The organism is Sorangium sp. KYC3313 (assembly GCF_052075895.1).
GTDB lineage: Bacteria > Myxococcota_A > Polyangia > Polyangiales > Polyangiaceae > Sorangium > Sorangium cellulosum_B.
Genome location: NZ_CP197255.1, coordinates 8,408,685 through 8,427,529 on the forward strand (window position 1 = coordinate 8,408,685; position 18,845 = coordinate 8,427,529).

The 18,845-nt window shown below is 70.8% G+C and carries 14 protein-coding genes; 4 read left to right on the forward strand and 10 right to left on the reverse strand.

All coding sequences use genetic code 11. The annotated features are described in order from the left end of the window. The first annotated feature begins 57 nt into the window (after positions 1-57). A complete protein-coding gene (locus ACSRUE_RS32040; protein ID WP_441286907.1) occupies positions 58-1,986 on the forward strand; it encodes a hypothetical protein in 1,929 nt (642 codons plus the stop codon). 15 nt (positions 1,987-2,001) lie between these two features. On the opposite strand, the gene ACSRUE_RS32045 is transcribed toward ACSRUE_RS32040, so the two are convergent. Continuing rightward, complete coding sequence (locus tag ACSRUE_RS32045; protein ID WP_441286908.1) at positions 2,002-3,600, reverse strand: hypothetical protein; 1,599 nt, start codon at positions 3,598-3,600, stop codon at positions 2,002-2,004. A gap of 66 nt (positions 3,601-3,666) precedes the next feature. Between ACSRUE_RS32045 and ACSRUE_RS32050 the strand changes: the two genes are divergently transcribed. Continuing rightward, positions 3,667-4,311, forward strand: a complete 645-nt coding sequence (locus ACSRUE_RS32050) for a DUF4112 domain-containing protein (protein WP_441286909.1) — start codon at positions 3,667-3,669, stop codon at positions 4,309-4,311. 239 nt (positions 4,312-4,550) lie between these two features. Here ACSRUE_RS32050 and ACSRUE_RS32055 read toward each other — a convergent pair whose 3' ends face one another. From ACSRUE_RS32055 to ACSRUE_RS32095, 9 genes are all read right to left on the reverse strand, one after another. After that, positions 4,551-5,255: a Bax inhibitor-1/YccA family protein gene (locus tag ACSRUE_RS32055; protein WP_441286910.1), complete on the reverse strand. Its 705-nt coding sequence runs from the start codon at positions 5,253-5,255 to the stop codon at positions 4,551-4,553. A 276-nt stretch (positions 5,256-5,531) separates the two neighbouring features. Then, on the reverse strand, positions 5,532-5,930 hold the full coding sequence (locus ACSRUE_RS32060; protein ID WP_441286911.1) for a hypothetical protein: 399 nt from the start codon (positions 5,928-5,930) through the stop codon (positions 5,532-5,534). A 29-nt stretch (positions 5,931-5,959) separates the two neighbouring features. Beyond that, positions 5,960-7,405, reverse strand: coding sequence for a ParA family protein (locus ACSRUE_RS32065; protein ID WP_441286912.1), 1,446 nt, complete (start codon positions 7,403-7,405; stop codon positions 5,960-5,962). Positions 7,406-7,600: 195 nt separating this feature from the next. After that, positions 7,601-9,169: a bifunctional phosphoribosylaminoimidazolecarboxamide formyltransferase/IMP cyclohydrolase gene (gene purH / locus ACSRUE_RS32070; protein ID WP_441286913.1), complete on the reverse strand. Its 1,569-nt coding sequence runs from the start codon at positions 9,167-9,169 to the stop codon at positions 7,601-7,603. A 59-nt stretch (positions 9,170-9,228) separates the two neighbouring features. Next, the gene (gene lon / locus ACSRUE_RS32075; protein ID WP_441286914.1) at positions 9,229-11,721 is read right to left on the reverse strand and encodes an endopeptidase La; all 2,493 of its coding nucleotides are present in this window, start codon (positions 11,719-11,721) and stop codon (positions 9,229-9,231) included. Positions 11,722-11,930: 209 nt separating this feature from the next. Beyond that, positions 11,931-13,187 (reverse strand): ATP-dependent Clp protease ATP-binding subunit ClpX, encoded by a 1,257-nt coding sequence (gene clpX, locus ACSRUE_RS32080; RefSeq protein WP_441286915.1) that lies wholly within the window; start codon positions 13,185-13,187, stop codon positions 11,931-11,933. A 482-nt stretch (positions 13,188-13,669) separates the two neighbouring features. Beyond that, a complete protein-coding gene (locus ACSRUE_RS32085) occupies positions 13,670-14,314 on the reverse strand; it encodes an ATP-dependent Clp protease proteolytic subunit (RefSeq protein WP_012235778.1) in 645 nt (214 codons plus the stop codon). A 299-nt stretch (positions 14,315-14,613) separates the two neighbouring features. Continuing rightward, on the reverse strand, positions 14,614-15,882 hold the full coding sequence (gene tig, locus ACSRUE_RS32090) for a trigger factor (protein ID WP_441286916.1): 1,269 nt from the start codon (positions 15,880-15,882) through the stop codon (positions 14,614-14,616). 264 nt (positions 15,883-16,146) lie between these two features. Continuing rightward, positions 16,147-16,311, reverse strand: a complete 165-nt coding sequence (locus ACSRUE_RS32095; RefSeq protein ID WP_012235776.1) for a hypothetical protein — start codon at positions 16,309-16,311, stop codon at positions 16,147-16,149. Positions 16,312-17,000: 689 nt separating this feature from the next. On the opposite strand from ACSRUE_RS32095, the gene ACSRUE_RS32100 reads away from it, so the two are divergent. Both ACSRUE_RS32100 and ACSRUE_RS32105 read left to right on the forward strand, forming a co-directional pair. Beyond that, a complete protein-coding gene (locus ACSRUE_RS32100) occupies positions 17,001-17,933 on the forward strand; it encodes a ParA family protein (RefSeq protein WP_441286917.1) in 933 nt (310 codons plus the stop codon). Continuing rightward, positions 17,930-18,835 carry a ParB/RepB/Spo0J family partition protein gene (locus ACSRUE_RS32105; protein ID WP_437768025.1) on the forward strand — a complete coding sequence of 302 codons (906 nt, stop codon included), beginning with the start codon at positions 17,930-17,932 and terminating at the stop codon, positions 18,833-18,835. The genes ACSRUE_RS32100 and ACSRUE_RS32105 overlap by 4 nt, the downstream gene beginning before the upstream one ends. Positions 18,836-18,845 lie beyond the last annotated feature (10 nt).

Sequence of the window (18,845 nt, forward strand, 5' to 3'; positions counted from 1 at the left end):
CGCCGTACCCGCGAGATCTGCTGGCCCGCTCGGCCGGCGGTCTCTTACGCTCGCGCGATGGCGAGAGAGCTGCCTGCAAGGTTCGGGATCACACCGCACGCGGCGCGCCGCATGGCGAACCGGCAGATCGCGCTCGGCGGGGTGATGGCGGTGCTGGGCGCGGGCGTGAGCGCGACGGGGCTCGGCAGCGTCGCGGCCGGGCTGCCGTTCGGGATGGCCGGCGCGCTCATCACAGCGATCGGGCTCCGCACCCGCGCGATGAGCGTCGCCGTGCAGGTCGTCAACAAGGCGCACAACCTCGCGGCGTCCGGCCAGCGCGAGGACGCCGCCGAGCTGCTCGACTACGCGGAAGCGACGTGCCGCTCGCGCTACGTCCTGCGCGTCATCGACGTCCAGCGCGCGCTCGCCGCCATGCAGCGCGGCGATCTCGCGGGCGCGCTCGTCCGCGCCGACGCCGCGGTGACCCGCCGCACCGACCCGCTCGCCTTTCACCTGGAGCACGCGACGATCGCCGCGGCGCGCTCGCTGAGGGCCCTGCTCCGCGCCTCGACGGGCGATCGCGACGGCGCCGCGGCCGACATCGAGACCGTGCGCGCGAGCGCCCTCGCGTCGCCCGAGGTGCTCGCCCGCGCGGAGCTCGCGGCCGCGGTGCTCCTGGAGCGCTCGGGCGACAGGGAGGCGCTGCGGGCGCACCTGCTCCGCGAGCGCAGCCTCCTCGTCGAGCACACGCGCCCGCGCGAGCGCGCCCTCGTCCGGGCGTACCAGCGCATGCTGAAGGCGAAGGCGAGCTCGGTCTACCGCACCGGCGCGAAGCGGGAGCCGGAGGCCGGAGGCGAGCTCTCGGCGGCGGACTGGGCGGCGCGCATCTCGCCCGAGGCGGCGCCGTTCATGCGCGCCCCCGCGCTGGCGGCGGGCGGGGTGGAGGAGCTGTCGCGCGCGGAGGTGGACCGCACCGACGCCTCCGCGCGCGCCGCGGCGGAGGGGCGCGCCGGGAGCAACCGCCAGCCGGTGGCGAAGGCGGCACGCCGCATGTTGCTTCTGTGGTTGGCCCTGGTGATGGTGTTCCTGGGGGTGTGGCAGCTCTTGAACTCCGATCAGGCGCCGACGGTGGCGCCCGAGGTCGAGCGTCTGCCAGCGGAGCCGATCTTCGGACCGCTCGCGATCGTCCTGGCGTTTCCCATCCTCTTCATCGTGATGCTCGTCGGCGCGGTGCTGGTGAACGCGGTGCGCACGCGCAAGCTCTCGCAGCGCTTCGTGGCCGCCAAGGTCGCGATCGCGAAGGGCGAGGCGCAGCGCGGGAAGGCCGAGCTCGAGGCCCTCACGCGGACCAGGGCGCCCGCGGCCGCGGCGCAGGCGTACCTCGCGCTCGCCGAGCTGTCGGACCGGCAAGGGGAGCTGCTCGCGGCGCTCGCGGCGTGCGAGGCGGGGCTCGCGCGGCTGAACACCGAGGCGGCGCGCGCGATGGCGGCGGACATCCTGCTGCCTGCGCTCCTGGCCGAGCGCGCGTTCGTGTTCGCGGCGATGGGCCGGAGCGCCGACGCGCGCGCCGAGATGGCGCTGCTCGCGGAGCGGTATGCGTCGTACCCGTTCCTGGAGAGGGCCAGGCTGCGGGTGGCGCTGGCGCTGCGGGCGCGGGAGGGCGACATCGCCGGGGCGGCGCGCCTCACCGAGCGGGACGCGGACCTGCCGCTCAACGCGCGCGACGAGCTGCTCGCCGACGTGTGCCGCGCGGCGGCGAGCCCGGGCACCGCGGGCGCTGGCGAGGTGGAGCGGCTCCGCGAGGAGCTCCGGCTCGACGCCGCGAGCCGGCGCTGGCTCTCGGCGATCGCGCCGGCGGCGCTCGCGGCGTTCGAACGCCTGAGCGAGCAAGGCGACGCCGAGGCGCTCGCCGGGGCCGAGGCCCTCGCGGAGACCGAGGCGCTCGCGGAGGCCGAGGCCCTCGCGGAGCGCGCCGGGGTACGCCCGCGGGACGCCGGGGCGGCGTGAGCGCCGCGGCCCCGCTCAATCTTCTCGAGCAGGCGCCCGCATCGGCTCCCTCGGCCTGGTCCGCTCGGGGGGCGCGGCGGCCGAGCCCTCCACGGCGTCGCCGATCTCGCGCGCCACGTCCTCCACGGTGCGCAGGCTGATCCTCCCGGCGAGCACCAGGGTCGCGCCGATCTCGCTGCAGTCGATGGGATCCAGCCGCACCGGCGACGCGAACGCGTTGACGGCCGCCATCTGCCCGGCGGCGTAATCGAGGCGCGCGCCGAACACGAGGTCGCCGTACCGGGTATAGGAGACCAACCCGAGCGACGCGTGGGCGCCGCTCATCCGCTCGAAGAAGAGCTTCGACTCGGCGGACATGGGGCCTCGCAGGCTCGACAGCGCGTTGAAATCGGAGGCGACGCCGCCCACGAGGCTGAGGTCGCGCGTGAGGAACACCTCGGCGCCGAGCCCGACGTTGACGATGGGCGCCGCCGCCTCGACGATGTCGAGGCGGCCCCGCGCCCGGCTCGTCACCGCGCCCCCGGCGATCGCGATCTCCTCACGATCGGCGGAGATCCGCGCGAACTCGCGCTGGCCCATGTAGAAGAAGCCGTCGAGCTCCAGCCGCAGCCTGCTCCACTCCGCGCTCGCGCCGACCGCGACGCGGGCTGGAGAGGGGGCCACGAACTCCCCTTCACCGGCCCAGTAGCGCGCCGCCGCCGTCCCGTCGGCGCGCGTGTCGACGTAGCTCGCGTCCAGGGAGCCGACGGCGTGAACGCTGGGCGTCCGCAGGCTGATCCCGGCCGAGAACACCCGGTTCAGCCGGTACGTGACGCCGAGGTGCGCGAGCAGGTCCCATGAGTCGCCCGAGAGCGCGGCCTGGTAGGTCGCGCTGCTCGCCGAGCCCGCGCCGGTGTCCTCCACGAGGCTGGCGACGCCGAGCGAGCTCGTGTAGCGGGTGCGCACGAGCGAGAGCGAGGCGCCCACGGCGAGGCGCGAGGTGGCGCTGTAGCTCCACGAAGGACCGGCGCTGAAGCGACCCCACGCGTAGCGGAGCGTCTGCGCCTGGCTCACGCGCCGCGAGGCGGACTCCCCCGAGAATCGCAGCGCGTCGAACCCGAACTCGTTCTCCTCCGTCTTGCCGAGGCAGGCGGCGACGACCTGGCGGCCGACCGGCACCCGCGTCGAATCCGCGCCTCGTGCGCCGGGCTTCCAGTTGAAGAAGTAGCATGTCGCGTCAGGCAGGCTGTCCAGCCCATGATCGCTCACCGACGTGCGATCGAGCCGGAGATCGCCGTACAGGCCGGGGTCGACCGGCCCTGGCTGGTGCCACCGTTGCAGTGTGCGGTGCGCGTAGCGGAAGAACGCCGACGAGAACGCGATGTTCCGGTCCTCGATGCGGACGATCGTGGCCGGGTTCAGGAAGGGCGCGGCGCCGTCGACGCCCAGCACGACCCCCGTGCCCCCCAGCAGCGCCGATCGCCCGCCGAGGAGCGCGGATTCGTACCTTCCCTGCGCGCGCGCCGCGCCTCCGCCGAGCGTCCCGAGCAGCGCGCTGGCGAGGCCGAGCAGCGCTCGGCGCGCTCCGGAGCTGCGAACCAGGGCGCGCGGGCTCGGCATGGCAGGCGCCAGCATGGATCACAGCCCCGTCGCCGCAATGGCGGCGGCGCCCGCCCGCGCACGGCCCCCTCCCGAGGCGGCGTGCTCCTGCCCGATCCTCGCCCGCCGTGCCGCGTGTCCCTGCGACGCCGCCCCGCGGTCGCTCTTGAGTCGCCGCTGGAGGGGGCGAGAAGTAAACTGCAAGGGATGTCTCCCCCGCTTCGCAGAGATGGGTCCGCCGTGCCCGCGCCGCCCCTCGCCCCGCTCATGGCCGTTGATCTCGAGGACGAGCGCCTGAAACGCTTGAACGCGCTCGGGCACTTTCTGGACAACTCCATCCGTATCCCTGGAATCGATTATCGGGTCGGCTACGACGCCGTGATCGGGTTGATCCCGGGGGTCGGCGATCTCATCGGTTTCGCGCTCTCGATTTACATCGTGCTCGCGGCGACGCGTTACCGTCTCCCTGCCTCCGCGGTGCTGCGCATGGTGCTCAACGTGGGTCTCGAGACGCTGCTCGGCACGGTCCCTCTCGTCGGCGATCTCTTCGACGCGACCTACAAGGCGAACGCGCGCAACCTCGACCTGCTGCGCGCCCACCTCGCAGCGCGGACGCAGGGCGGCGCGCCGCCCTCCGATCTTCGTTTCTACGCCGGCCTGTTCCTGGCGCTGGCGGGCATCCTCGCCCTGACAGCTCTCATGCTCTTCTCGCTGACAAGAGCGCTACAATCTCTCTTCGGCTCCTGACGCCCCCCCAAGTCTTCCCCGCAACGGCGGCCCCCAAGTCTTCCCCGCAACGGCCGCCCCCCAAGTCTTCTCCGCAACGGCCGCCCCCCAAGTCTTCTCCGCAACGGCCGCCGCCCGAGCGGGGTGCACCCGCACAGGAGACGGGCCCAGATCGGCGTTTTCGGCGCACAGGCGTACTCTTGTACGCCGAGCACCGAAAACGCCGAGGTGGGCCCGTATCCGAAGCGGGTGCGCCCCGCTCAGTTGCGGGAGCTGATGAAGAGGCGGAGCACATGCCAGAACAGCAGGGCGACCGACGCGAAGAGCTCGAGCGCGGCGCCGACGTACCGATCCTCGGGGAAGTGGTGCAGGATGTTCGACGTGTCGTACAGGATGGCGGCCCCAGCGAACGCGACCATGGCGACGCTGAAGAAGGTGCCGAGCTGGAAGCCGAACAGCGCGCCTGCCGCGATGAGGACGAGCGCGCAGATGGCGCCCCAGCGCAGGAGAGCCCCAAGGAACGAGAAATCCTTGCGGGTCACGAACGCGATCGCGGTGAGCCCGGCGAAGCCGGCCATCGTGGCGAGCCCAGCGCTCTGGATCGCGCCAGGAGCGACCATGTCCGCGATGTAGAGCAGCGGCACGAAGACGATCGCCTGGGCGAGCACGAAGCCGCCGAGCGCGGCGTACTGCGCCGGCTTCGATACCGACGTGTGCGCCGCGCGGCTGGCCAGCCAGCTCACGAGCATGAACGCCCCGAGAACCAGCAGCCAGCTCGTGCCCATCATCGCCCTGGCGATGACCGAGGCGACGCCGGTCTTGAACAGCGCGACCTCGATCGCAGCGAAGAGGATGATCGCACCGAACAGGTGGTTGTACGTTCGAACGATGAAGCGCTCGCGCGACTCGGCACCGGCGCGGAGCACCGACGAGCGGCTCCCGTATCCTACGTAGTTCTGGTCCATGTTCCCTCTCTGGTAGGCCTCGACTCTAGCACGTGAAGCACGCCGCATGCCCGCGGCGAGGCGGCCGGGGGACGAGGCGCTGCGCCACGACGCCGTGAGCGCCGGCGCCTGTGCAGGGGCCCTCCCCCGATCGCCGGCTCCCGGGAAAGCCGGCCGGCCCGCAGGCCCCCCACGGCACCGCTCAGGGCCCCCTGGAGCCCGCGGCGCACGCCGCACGAGGATGGAAATGCGGACGTCGCGCGCTGCGTCCTGTCGAAGTCGCCCTGGAAGAAGGGATTAAATCCCCTTCGGGATCTTGTCGAGGTCCACCTGGGAGAGCGCATGCCGGATCAGCGCGCTCCTGTTGGCCTTGGTCATCCCGCGCGCCTTGAGCGAGCTGACCATCTCGTCCAGCCGCTCGAGATCCTCGGTGTACATCGAGATACAGATGACCTTGTAGTGCTGCGGTCTGTCGGGCGCCGGCGCAGCACCCGGCTCGGATGCGGCGCCGCTCGTCCGGGCCTTCCCGCGCACGCGAGGCGCTTCCGCGGACGTATAGAACGCCCCGGACAAAACACCTTCCACTTCGTCGCGATTGAGCAGCGCCCGCGCGGCGCCCCCGAGATCGCCTTCGCTTTTCATTGCTTCCTCCAGCTCCCCTGCCCGGTCGAGGCTCCGCGACTGCGGGCCCATCATTCAGCGAAACCCCGCATCCGCGGGTCCCTTCACGCCCCCGCCGCCGCAGCGCCCGACCGCTCTGTGGCCGCGTCCCCCCGGTCGACGCTCCGCGCTGTCCCGTCGCGCGCTGCCCCTGCCTCGGAGCCCACCGTGCTGCGCGCGCGGCTCTCGATGATGCGGTCGACCACCGCGAGGTAGTCGTCCGCGGCAGGGGTTCCCGACGCGTACTCGAAGATCGTCTGCCCTTGCGCGGGCGCCTCCTTGACCTTGATCGCCTGCCGGATCGGCGCGAGGCAGCGCTCCCCGAAGTGCTGCTTCATCGTGCTCACCGCCTCGCGCGCGATCTTCGCGCGGCCGTCGTAGAAGGTCGGCAGCACGCCCCAGATCTGCACCGGGTGATGCAGCAGCGCGTTCACGTTCTTCACCGTCTTGATCACCTGCCGGACGCCGACGAGCGACAGGTAGTCGCACGCGACCGGGACGAGCACGCTGTCGGCGAACACCAGCGCGTTCTGGTTCATCAACGACAGGCTCGGCGAGCAATCGAGCACCACGTAATCGTACTCGGCCGCCGCTGCGGAGAGGCGATCCGAGAGCACGCGGTCGCGGTTCTGGCGCCCTGCCAGGTAGAGCTCTGCGGCGGCGAGCGTCTCGTTGGACGGCAGGAGATCCAGGTTCGGACGCACCGTCTTGGTCGCGTCCGCGACCCGGAGCCCCATCACGAGCACGTGATAGAGCGACCGCTCCGCGCCCGCGCCGAGCGAGACAGAGACGTTCCCCTGCGCGTCGGTGTCGACGAGGAGCACCCGCTTGTCGCACGCCGCGAGCCCGGCCGCCACGCTCACGGCCGTCGTCGTCTTGCCCGTACCGCCCTTGTGGTTGAACACGGCCAGGCAGCGGGGCACCCCGGCCGGGCGCTGCGGCGGCTGCGCCGGCCGCTTCGCGCCCCCCGCCGGCGACAGGGGCACCGCGACCGCGCCCTGCCCTTTGGGCTCCGCCGGGCGAGCGGCAGACGCGACCGGCGCAACGGCCGGCGCGGCCCGCCCCGCCGCCTCGCCCTGGGCGCTCGCCCGAGCCGCCGGCGGCGCCGGCTCGCCTGCCGCCACGGCGGAGCGCGACCCGCCTCCTGCCAGCGGCGCCTCGTCACCGGTCGGCGTTGCTCCCTCGGCCGGCGCCGCGGCCGCCGCCGCGATCTCGCCGAGCCGCACCCCCTTCGCCTCACGGACCAGCTGCGTCCGGCACCCCAGCGAGCACGCGTAGTGCCGGCGCCCGGCGACGTAGAGCACCTGGGACACGAGATCCGGCGGAAACCGCTTCGCGCACGCGTCGCACGTGGCGAGCGCGGCGCCGTCCTGCCCGCCGACTTGGCTCTTTTCCAGGCATTTCTGCGAGCAGAAGAAGGAGAAGCCGCCGTCCTTCTCCTCCATCTGGTACCGGAACTGGACCTCGAATCCGGTCCCGCACACGCTGCACGTCTCGCTGATTCCGCCCACAGCTCGCTCCTTCGCGCCGCGCACAGCGCACAGCGCTTTGCCCAGGCGCAGCGCTGACCATCATCACAGTCAAGGCGCAAAGGTCAACTTTTCTGCGAGCGCGACGCACCCTTCCGGCGCGAGGGAGCGGGAGCGCGCGTCCCGGGAGGGAGGCGCGAGGCCGGTTCAGCGACGGGACCCCGGCGCCAGGCCAGCTCAGTGACGGAAGTGCCGGGCCCCGGTGAACACCATCGCGATCCCCGCCGCGTCCGCCGCGGCGATGACCTCCGCGTCCTTCACGCTGCCGCCTGGCTGCGCGACCGCCGTGATCCCGTGCTCCGCGGCGAGCACCACGTTGTCCGGGAACGGGAAGAATGCGTCCGACGCGAGGACGCTCCCGCGAGCCCGCTCGCCCGCCTTGCTGCAGGCGATGCGTACGCTCTCGACCCGCGACATCTGTCCGGCGCCGATCCCGACCGTCCTCCCCGGGATCGCGAGCACAATCGCGTTGGATTTCACGTGCTTGCAGACGCGCCAGCCGAGATCGAGCGCCTCGAGCTCCTTCTCCGTCGGCGCACGCTTCGTCACGACCCGACCGCCGCGCACCTCGCCGGCCGCCGAGGCATCTCGCTCCTGGACCACCAGGCCGCCGCCGACGCGCTTGAATGTCAGCTCCCGGTGTTCCGCGGGCAGGAGCGCGCCGGTCGCGAGCAGCCGGAGGTTCTTCTTGGTCCGGAGCACCTCCAGCGCCTCTGGCGTGTAGGCGGGGGCGACCACGCACTCCAGGAACGTCTCGACGAGCACCTCGGCGGCGGCGCGGTCGACCTCGCGGTTCAGGGCCACGATCCCACCGAAGGCGCTCACGGCGTCCGCGTCGCGCGCCGTCCGGTAGGCGGCCGCGAGGCTGTCGCCGGTCGCGACGCCGCACGGGTTCGTGTGCTTCACGACGACCGCGGCAGGCAGCGCGAGCTCGCGCACCGCCTCGAACGCGGCGTCCACGTCGACGAGGTTGTTGAACGAGAGCTCCTTGCCGCCCGCGCCCAGCGACTCCGCCAGCGCGAGCGACCCCGCGGCCGCGCCCCGCTCGCGATAGAACGCGCCGGACTGGTGCGGGTTCTCGCCGTACCGGAGCGGATAGGCCCGCTCGAGGGCGAGCGTGAGGAAGCGCGGATAAGCCTCGCGCTCCGCGGCGTTCGGCTCACCCTCCTCGGGGAGCGAGGAGAGGTAACCGGACACCATCCCGTCGTAGGCCGCCGTGTGCGCAAACGCCTTGGTGGCGAGGCGGCGGCGGGTGGCGCTCGACACCTCACCTTGCCTGTCGATCTCGGCGAGCACAGCATCGTAGTCGGCCGGATCGACCACCACCGCGACGCGCGCGTGGTTCTTGGCCGCGCTCCGCACCATCGACGGCCCGCCGATATCGATGTTCTCGATGATCTCGGGGTGCGTGACCCCCGGCTTCCGGACGGTCGCCTCGAAGGGATAGAGATTGCACACGACGAGATCGATCGGCGCCCCGCCGAGCCGCGCGAGGTCCTCGTCGTCGATCGCGCCGCGCATCAGGATGCCGCCGTGCACCCGCGGATGGAGCGTCTTCACCCGGCCATCCATGACCTCGGGAGAGCCGGTATAGGCCTCCACCCCGATGACCGGCACGCCGGCGTCCGCGAGCGCCCGCTGCGTCCCCCCGGTCGATAGGATCTCCACGCCCTTCTCCGCGAGCCGCCTGGCCAGCGGGAGCAATCCCGTCTTGTCGGATACCGAAATCAGTGCGCGTCGAATCATTGCGACGCACAGCTAGTGCGTCTCTGCGGCGACCGCCAGCCTATCCGACGGCGCCGCGCTCACGCGCCGGGCGGCGCGGCCGGCGTCGGCTCGCCCGCCGCGGCCGGCGGCGCCTTGACCGGCGCCGCCTCGGTGACGAGCTCGCCGTCCCGGTACTCCAGGACGCCCTTCGGCGGCCCGAAGATCGCATAGGCGTCGGGCAGGATGAGCGCCTCACGGAGCACGTCGTCGACGTGCTCGACGAGCACGAGCCGCAGCGCCTTCAGCACGCGCCGCGGCACGTCCCGGAGATCCTTCCGGTTCTCCTTCGGCAGGATGACGGTCGCGATGCCGCCGCGATGGGCCGCGAGCAGCTTCTCCTTGAGCCCGCCGATCGGCATCACGCGGCCGCGCAGGGTGATCTCGCCCGTCATCGCGAGATCCCTCCGGACAGGCACCCTCATGAGCGCGCTGACGAGCGCGGTCACCATCGTGACGCCGGCGCTGGGGCCGTCCTTGCGGACGAAATCGGGGAAGTGAATGTGGACGTCGACCTTCTGATAGACGTCCGGCTCGAGCCCGAGGCGATCGAGGCGCGAGCGGACATAGCTCATCGCCGCGTGCCCGCTCTCCTCCATCCCCTTCTCGAGCAGCCCGGTGATCACGAGCTTGCCCTTGCCCGGCACCACCGTCGCCTCGGCCGGGAGCAGATCGCCCCCGACGTTCGTCACGGCGAGGCCGTTCACGAGGCCCACCTCGTCGCGCTCCTCGCGCCGGCCGAGCCGGTACTTGGGGACGCCGAGGTACTTCGGGATGCTCTTCGCGACGACCTCGATCGGCTTCTCCTTGCCGTCGGACACCACCCGCCTCGCCACCTTGCGGCAGACGCTCGCGATCTCGCGCTCCAGCGAGCGCACGCCGCTCTCCTTCGTGTAATGGTGGATGATCGTCCGGAGCGCGCCCTCCGTGAAGTCGAGCGACACGTCCTCGAGGCCGCACTCCTTCCGCTGCCGGGGCACGAGGTACTTCACGGCGATGTTCAGCTTCTCGAACTCCGTGTAGCCCGAGAGCTGGATGACCTCCATGCGGTCCTGGAGCGGCACCGGGATGCCAGAGAGCGTGTTCGCCGTCGTGATGAACATCACGTCGGAGAGGTCGTAATCGAGATCGAGGTAGTGGTCGTTGAACGTGTGGTTCTGCTCCGGATCGAGCACCTCGAGCAGCGCAGCCGCCGGATCCCCGCGGAAGTCGGTCGACATCTTGTCGACCTCGTCGAGCAGGAACACGGGGTTGTTCGTCCCGACCTTCTTGAGCGACTGGATCAGCTTGCCGGGCAGCGCGCCGATGTACGTCCGCCGGTGGCCGCGGATCTCCGCCTCGTCGCGCACGCCGCCGAGCGACAGCCTCACGAACTTGCGCCCCGTCGCGCGCGCGATCGACTTCGCCAGGCTCGTCTTCCCGACGCCGGGCGGCCCAACGAAGCAGAGCACCGGGCCCTTGAGCTTCTTCGTGAGCGCCTGGACCGCCAGGTACTCGAGGATCCGCTCCTTGATCTTCTTGAGGCCGTAGTGGTCCTCATCGAGGATCCGCTCGGCCTCGACGAGGTCATAACGCTCCTCGCTCTTGTCGTACCAGGGGAGCTCCAGGATCCAATCGATGTAGTTGCGCACCACGGTCGCCTCGGCGCTCGTGGGGTGCATCATCTTCAGCTTCTTGAGCTCCTTCTTGACCTTCGCGGCGGCCTCCTTGCTCATCCGCTTGGTCTTGAGGGCCTCTTCGATCTCCTGGATCTCGTTCTTGAACTCGTCGCGCTCGCCGCCGCCCAGCTCCTTCTGGATGGCCTGCATCTGCTCGTTGAGGTAGTACTCCTTCTGCGTCTTCTCCATCTGCTTCTTGACGCGACTCCGGATCTTCTTCTCCACCTGGAGAATCTCGATCTCGGCCTGCATCAGCTCGATGAGACGCTCGAGCCGCTTCTGCGGCTCCTCCATCTCGAGCAGCGCCTGCCGGTCGGTCAGCTTGATGGTCGGCAGGTTGGCGATGATGGTGTCGGCCAGCCGCGAGGCCTCGTCGATGGCCTGCACCGCCATCAGGACCTCGGGCTGGATCTTCTTGTTGAGCTTGACGTACATCTCGAACGTCGACTGGACCGAGCGCATCAGCGCCTCGACCTCGACGCTCGCGACCGAGCTCTCGACGATCTCGTCGTATTCGATCAGGAAGTACGCATCGCTCTGGACGTAGCGGCGGATGCGCGCCCGGCGCTTGCCCTCGATGAGGACCTTGACGGTGCCGTCCGGGAGGCGGAGCAGCTGCATGATCGCGCCGACCGAGCCGACGCCGAAGATGTCGTCCGGCGTCGGATCGTTCGTCTTCGCGTTGCGCTGCGCGGCGAGGAAGATCTCCTTGCCGCGGTTCATCGCCTCGTCGAGGGCGGCGATGCTGCGCTCGCGCCCGACGAACAGCTGCGAGACCATGTGTGGAAAGACGATGATGTCGCGAAGCGGGAGCAACGGGACGATCCCGCGCTCGGGTGCGTTCTTGCCGCGATCACTGTCGTTCTTGAAGAACATCCGCCGTCTTTCCGGGAGTCTCGGGAGGTCGGGGCACCCCCACCTCGGTTGTCAAAAATACCTTGATCTGATGCTGAACTTCCGCCGGCTCGCCCCGCTGCCCGCCAGGAACACGCGGCGCCGGCACGCCCGGGGGGGAGCCTGCGGGGGCGAGGGCGCAGCTCGGGCCGCGCCTTGCGCCCCGGCCCGATGCCCCCCGGAGGCGAGCGCTACGCGAGCTCCGCCTCCTTCGTGTACACGATGAGCGGAGGCTCGTGCTTCACGATCACGTCCTCGCTGACGACGACCTCCTTGATCCCCGTGCGGGACGGGACGTCGTACATGATGTCGATCATCGCCGACTCGACGATGGCGCGAAGACCGCGGGCGCCGCTGTTCCTCTCGAGGGCCTGGCGAGCCACCGCAACGAGCGCGCCGCGGGTGAACTTGAGCTTCACGCCGTCCATCTCGAACAGCTTCTGGTACTGCTTGACCAGGCTGTTCTTCGGCTTCGTGAGGATGTCGATGAGCGCCTCCTCGTTGAGCTCGTGGAGCGTCGCCACCATCGGCAGACGTCCGATGAACTCCGGGATGAGCCCGAACTTGAGGAGGTCCTCCGGCTGGACGACGCTGAGCAGGTCGCCCAGCTTGAAGTCCTTCTTCGCCTTGATGTCCGCGCCGAAGCCGAGGGTGTTCTGGCCGATGCGCCGCTGGATGATCTGATCGAGCCCGACGAACGCGCCGCCGCAGATGAACAGGATGTTCGTCGTGTCGACCTGCAGGAAATCCTGCTGCGGGTGCTTGCGCCCGCCCTTCGGGGGGACATTGGCGATCGTCCCCTCGATGATCTTGAGCAGCGCCTGCTGCACGCCCTCTCCGGAGACGTCGCGGGTGATGCTCGGGTTGTCGCTCTTCCGGCTGATCTTGTCGATCTCGTCGATGTAGACGATGCCGCGCTGCGCGCGCTCGACGTCGTGATCCGCGTTCTGCAGGAGCTGGACGATGATGTTCTCGACGTCCTCGCCGACGTAGCCGGCCTCGGTCAGCGTCGTCGCGTCCGCGATCGCGAAGGGGACGTTGATGATCTTGGCGAGCGTCTGCGCGAGCAGGGTCTTGCCGGACCCCGTCGGCCCCAGCAGGAGGATGTTCGACTTGGACAGCTCCACGTCGTCCGAAGAGACCCGGCTGTCGATGCGCTTGTAGTGGTTGTGCACCGCCACAGCGAGGATCTTCTTGGCGCGGTTCTGGCCGACGACATACTCGTCCAAGGTCGCTTTGATGTCGGCGGGCTTGGGCACCGGGGTCGACCCCGCGTACGGCTCGTCCTTCTCGACCTCCTCCGCGATGATGTCATTGCACAGCCCGATGCACTCATCGCAGATGTACACCGTGGGGCCCGCGATGAGCTTCTTCACCTCTTTCTGCGACTTGCCGCAGAAAGAGCAGCTTAGATTGCCATTCGAGTGATCGTCCCGCCTTCGCTCCACTTCGACCCTCAGTGCGGTCTGCCGACGCTACCGCTTCAATGAGAGATGGGGTCCCGCCGCGGCGGCGGCCCCTCCAACTTGCCGCGGGAACGGCTTCCACCGTCCCCTGGATTTTCAGCGATGCGCAGCCAAACGCCGCGCTCGGATTCTAGTGCGGTGCCCGTACCGTCGCAAGCTAACGGGGGTGGTCTCCAGCCTGTGGCCGAAGTCAGGGAATCACCCGATGGCGCCCCGCAGCCGGCCGCCGACACCCCCGCGCATCGCGCGAAAAGCGCGAAATGCAGCGGATCGAGCGAGCGCAGCGCGGCGCATGAGGCGCCGGGCCCGCGTGCTCCGCTGCTGCGCGCCCGCGCGCAATGCCCCGTCCGCCAGGGCGGCCGGGCACGGCGGGGCGTCGCGACGCCGCGCCGCGCCGCGGCCCGGGGCGACGCCGCGCCGGCCATCCTCCCGAGCACGCCCGCCGGACGCGGCGGCGCGGCCACCTACTTGTTCCGCTTCGGGAAGACCTCGTCGATCAGGCCGTACTCCTTGGCCTGCGTCGCGCTCAGGTAGAAGTCGCGCTCGATGTCCTTCGCCAGCTCGTCCCGGTTCTTGCCGGTCGCGTCGACGAGGATGTCGATCAGCGTCTCCTTGATCTTCTTGATCTCGCGCGCCTGGATCTCGATGTCCGTCGCCTGGCCGCGCGCGCCGCCGAGCGGCTGGTGGATCATCATCCGCGCGTGCGGCAGCGCGAAGCGCCGACCCTTGCGGCCGGCGCCGAGCAGGACGGCGCCCATCGACGCGGCCTGGCCGATGCACATCGTCGACACCGGGCAACGCACGTACTGCATCGTGTCGTACATCGCGAGCCCCGACGTCACCACGCCGCCCGGGCTGTTGATGTAGACCTGGATCTCCTTCTCGGGATCCTCGCTCTCCAGGAAGAGGAACTGCGCGATCACGGCGTTCGCGACGAAGTCGTCGATCTCCGTGCCGATGAAGACGATGCGATCCTTGAGGAGACGGCTGAAGATGTTCCACTCCCGCTCGCCGCGGTGGGTCACCTCGGTGACCGTCGGGAGGATGTAGGCCTTCTCGCGTTCGAGAAACTCGATGGCTTGGGTGCGGGTTTCGACTCGTCGGGTCATCCGGTGCTCCGGGGGGTTCGCTGCCGCGCGGCAGGGGCTCTACTCCTGGGCCAGACTGCGTCCGATCGCAAGACCGAACGCGCCCGAGGTTACCGGAAATATCGGCCGTGCGCCGCGCGGCGCACGGAACACGCGGCGCGCCGCGGCCCGCTCGATCCAGCCGCGCGCGCGCCCGACGTCCATCGAGAGCGCGAGAGGCGCGACCTGGACAAACGGCGCACGCCGGCGCAGCAGAGCCGAGGCGCCGGCGTGCGGTGCAGAAGTCCGGCCATTCCGCGCCGGACCGCCGCTGGGCGAAGCTAGCTCGCGTCGGCGACCTTCGCCGCAGCCTCGATGATGTCGAGGATCTTGTCCTCGAGGATCATCCCGGCGAAGAGCTCGCGCTTCTGGGGCTCGCGGTACTCCGCCTTGATCTTCGCCACGTTCTTGCCGGTCTGCTCGGCGAGCTCCTCGTAGCCCTTCTCGAGGTCGGCCTCGGTGATCCTGACCGCCTTCGCCTTCGCGATCTCGGCCATGACCAGGCCCGCGCGCACCTTCATCTCGGCGTCGAGCCGCACGCGGGCGCGGAACTCCGGCGTCGGATCGACGCGCTGCCCCTGCCTCCGCGCCGTCGCGAGCAGCTCGCGCTCGGCGAGCTGCGCCTGCTGATCGACGAGCGACGGCGGGACCGGGATCGGGTTCGCCTTGCAGAGCTCCACCACGAGCTGCTCGGCGACGGCGTCGCTCGCCCGCTGCGTCAGCTCCTTCTCGATCTTCTTGCGGAGCGACTCGCGGAGCGCGGACAGGCTCTCGTCGCCGCAGTCCTTCGCGAACTCATCGTCCACCTCCGGGAAGATGCGCTCCCGCAGATCCTTCAGCGTGATGTGGAAGGTCGCCTGCTTGCCCCGCAGATCCGCGTTGGAGTGCTGCTCGGAGAACGTGACCTGGACGTCCTTCGACTGGCCGGGCGTCATCCCGGCGAGGGCGTCCTCGATCTCCTTGAAGACCTGGCCGCTGCCGAGCTCGGTCTCGATCTCCTGCTCCTTGGTGTCGCGCAGCGCGCCGCCGACCTCGAGGGTGAACGCGATCGTCGCGACATCCCCCTTCGCCGCGGGGCGCTCCGGCTCGGGCGCCTGCAGCGTCGAGTGCTCGCGCCGGAGGGCGGTGATCTCGGCGTCGATCATCTCGTCCGTCGGCGTGGTCGAGGGGCGCTTCACCTCGAAGCCCTCCCACGTCACCTCGGCGATGTCGGGGCGGACCTCGAAGCGGGCCTTGTAGGAGAACGCGTCGTCAGGGCGGAGCTCGGTGGGCGCGATCGCCGGCTGGGACAGGGGCTGCACCTGCTTGTCGGCGAGCGCCTGGTTCAGCGTGGCGTCGACGAGCCGCTGGGCGACATCGGCGTGGATGCGGCCGCCGTAGAGGTGCGCGAGCACCTGGCGCGGCGCCTTGCCAGGCCGGTAGCCCCGGACCCGGGCCGTCCGCTGGAGCGCCGTATAGGCCTTGTCGACCTCGCTCCGGACCCGGTCCGCGGGGACCTCCACCTGAAACTCCATCAGCACGGGAGAAAGCTTTTCGACGTTGACTTGCATGGCGTTTTTTTCGAAGGGCGGCACTCGTGCCACGCGTCGCTGGGGGGGTCAAGACGAGCGACAGGACGCTGCTTTAAAAAAAGGAGCCCCGGCGGAGAGGCGGCCGCCGGGGCTCGGATCCCGGGAGGGATCGTGCAAGCTGATGTGCCGCGCCGCGCGGCGCCGGCGCTGGTGATGCGACGGAGAAGCAGCGCCGAGCGCGACCGCGAGGACGTGCGAGGACGTTGACGCCATCCCGCGCGCCGCGCCGCCGCGCCGCCGCGCTCAGTCGTCGTCCGAGACGTCGAAGGGGTCCTTGTCGAAGTCGAGCTCGGCGTCGAAGGACCCCTCCTCCTCGACGATGTCCTCGAGCGAGAAGCCCACACGGCTCGGGCGGAGAATCTCCCGCTCGAACTCTGAAAAGCTCTGATACGACCTGGGAAGCGGCATTTGTCCTCCTCACATGTGCCGAGGCGACGTCGGTGCGTCGGTCTGCTCGGCGAAGCTGGGCACCACGTCCGTGATCAAAGGGCGGTCGACGTCGGCCCGCGACTCGAGGTCGAGGGCGGACGACGGCGCGAGCCGATCGCCGACCTGCGTTGAAGCGAAGGCGAAAGCACGAGGACCTGCGCAGGAGCGAGCGGCGCAGGGCCGCGCCCATCGCCCCAGAAGGCGCGAGCAAGGACCCGATCGACGGGCCCCGGGTCGCAGCAGGCGAGCAGCGCCCCGCCGAGGCCGAAGCTGCGGCCGCGCCTCGAGGCTCGACCGCGTGCCCATGCCTTCGCCGTTCGGCCACCTTTGCCTACATCAAGCGACATGTGGGCACTGTAGATTCCCCTGCCGTTCAGGCCAACAATCTGGCGAGCGAACGGTGGGATGGCGGCGAGCGGGTCACGCCGCCCCGCGCGGGTCACGCCGCCGGGGGGGGCCGCAGCCCGGCGTCCGGGGCGCGTGACCTGGGCGCCGCGGCCCAGCGGGCGCAGCGGGCGGGCGTCCCGGGACGCCCGCGGCGGCAGCGCGCTGGGCCGGCCGCAGGACGGACCCGCACGCTCGGTCGAACGTTTGTGTCGAGACGCCCGCTTCTCTCGACGTGCCGATGGGGGTCGTGTAAGCAGCCTGGTCGGACGCGACACAGCACGATGCCATCGCCCAACGAGGGGGGCGCGCCCGGCAAGCCCGGCTCCGCCCCCAAGCCTTCGCCTGTCATCTTCGCCGTCGCCAACCAGAAGGGGGGCGTCGGCAAGACCACGACCTCGGTCAACCTGGCCGCGAGCTTCGCCGCGGCAGAGTGCCGTACGCTGCTCGTCGACTGCGATCCGCAGGGGAACGCGTCGAGCGGCGTCGGCGTGCGGCGCGGGAGCTTCGAGCTGTCCCTCTACGACGTCCTGATCGGGCGGGCGGCGCTGAAGGACGCGATCGTCCCGACCGAGGTGCCGCTCCTCGGCGTGGTGCCCGCGACCCAGGACCTCGTCGCGGCGGAGCTCGAGCTGGTCGACGCGGACGACCGCGCGGTGCGGCTGCGCAACGCCCTGCGCCCGCAGCTCGCGGGCTACGACTACGTCGTGCTCGATTGCCCGCCGTCGCTCGGGCTCCTCACGCTGAACGCGCTCACCGCGGCGCACCGGGTGCTCGTGCCGCTCCAGTGCGAGTACTACGCGCTCGAGGGGCTGACGCACCTGATGGCGACCATCGACCGGGTGCGGAGCGCCTTCAACCCGGAGCTCGCGGTCGAGGGCGTCGTCCTCACGATGTACGACGGGCGCAATTCGCTCACCCACCAGGTGGCCGACGAGGTGAGGGCGCACTTCCGCGTCTTCGACGCGATCATCCCGCGCAACGTGAAGCTCAGCGAGGCGCCGTCGCACGGCAAGCCGGCGCTGCTCTACGACGCGCAGTCGAAGGGGGCGCAGGGCTACCTGAGCCTCGCGCGCGAGATCCTGGACGGCCCGCCCGCCGCGGCAGACACGAAGAAGCGGCCGCGCGGGGGCGCCGCCGAGGCGGAGCCGCCGGCCGAGCCTTCGCCCCCGCAGAACCCCGGAGAGCGCGCGAGGGACGCACGACCCAGATCATGAATGCCGATCAGAAAGGGGCGCGGCGCGCGCTCGGACGGGGGCTCGACGCCCTGCTCCCGGCGGCGCCGCCGGCGACAGCGACTGCGGCCGAGGGGCGCAGCGTGTTCGTGTGCGCGATCGAGAAGATCGTCCCGCAGAAGGGGCAGCCGCGGCAGCACTTCGACGAGACCGAGCTGGAGGAGCTCACCGGCAGCATCCGCGAGCACGGGCTCATCGAGCCGCTCATCGTGCGCAGGACGCAGGCGGGGAACGACGCCTTCGAGCTCATCGCGGGCGAGCGGCGGTGGCGCGCCGCGCAGCGCGCGGGGCTCAGGGAGGTGCTCGTCGTCGTCAAGGACGTCTCCCCCAAGGAGGCGTTCGAGCTCGCGCTCGTCGAGAACGTGCAGCGAGCCGACCTCAACCCGATCGAGATCGCCGAGGCGTTCGATCGGCTGCTGCGCGAGCACAGCTACACGCACCAGACCCTCGCCGAGCGCGTCGGCAAGGACCGCACGACGATCGTCAACTCGCTCCGGCTGCTCCGGCTGCCGCCGCGGATCCGCACCATGGTCATCTCGCGCGAGCTCAGCGAGGGCCACGCGCGCGCGCTGCTCGGCGCGCCCAGCGACAAGGTGATGGCCGACGTCGCGGAGCGGACCGTCCACGGCAAGCTCCCCGTCCGCAAGGTCGAGGCGCTGATCAAGGCGGCGAAGGAGAGGGAGCTCCGGGCCGCCGAGGGCGAGGAGCCGGGCGAGAAGAAGCGCGGCGGGAAGTCGCCCGCGATCAAGGACCTGGAGGCGCGGCTCGCGCGGCGGCTCGGGACCCGCGTCGAGGTGCGCGACGCGGGCGGCCACGGCGAGCTCGGCATCACCTACGGCTCGCTCGACGAGCTCGACAGGATCATCGCGCTGCTCGGCGCGTGAGCCTGCGCGG

What these genes read in the sequence shown, in the direction of transcription:
- ACSRUE_RS32040 (WP_441286907.1), top strand. Translation starts at nt 58, where the DNA reads ATGGCGAGAGAGCTGCCTGCAAGGTTCGGGATCACACCGCACGCGGCG.
- ACSRUE_RS32045 (WP_441286908.1), bottom strand. Translation starts at nt 3,600, where the DNA reads ATGCTGGCGCCTGCCATGCCGAGCCCGCGCGCCCTGGTTCGCAGCTCC.
- ACSRUE_RS32055 (WP_441286910.1), bottom strand. Translation starts at nt 5,255, where the DNA reads ATGGACCAGAACTACGTAGGATACGGGAGCCGCTCGTCGGTGCTCCGC.
- ACSRUE_RS32060 (WP_441286911.1), bottom strand. Translation starts at nt 5,930, where the DNA reads ATGATGGGCCCGCAGTCGCGGAGCCTCGACCGGGCAGGGGAGCTGGAG.
- purH (WP_441286913.1), bottom strand. Translation starts at nt 9,169, where the DNA reads ATGATTCGACGCGCACTGATTTCGGTATCCGACAAGACGGGATTGCTC.
- lon (WP_441286914.1), bottom strand. Translation starts at nt 11,721, where the DNA reads ATGTTCTTCAAGAACGACAGTGATCGCGGCAAGAACGCACCCGAGCGC.
- ACSRUE_RS32085 (WP_012235778.1), bottom strand. Translation starts at nt 14,314, where the DNA reads ATGACCCGACGAGTCGAAACCCGCACCCAAGCCATCGAGTTTCTCGAA.
- tig (WP_441286916.1), bottom strand. Translation starts at nt 15,882, where the DNA reads ATGCAAGTCAACGTCGAAAAGCTTTCTCCCGTGCTGATGGAGTTTCAG.
- ACSRUE_RS32095 (WP_012235776.1), bottom strand. Translation starts at nt 16,311, where the DNA reads ATGCCGCTTCCCAGGTCGTATCAGAGCTTTTCAGAGTTCGAGCGGGAG.
- ACSRUE_RS32100 (WP_441286917.1), top strand. Translation starts at nt 17,001, where the DNA reads ATGCCATCGCCCAACGAGGGGGGCGCGCCCGGCAAGCCCGGCTCCGCC.
- ACSRUE_RS32105 (WP_437768025.1), top strand. Translation starts at nt 17,930, where the DNA reads ATGAATGCCGATCAGAAAGGGGCGCGGCGCGCGCTCGGACGGGGGCTC.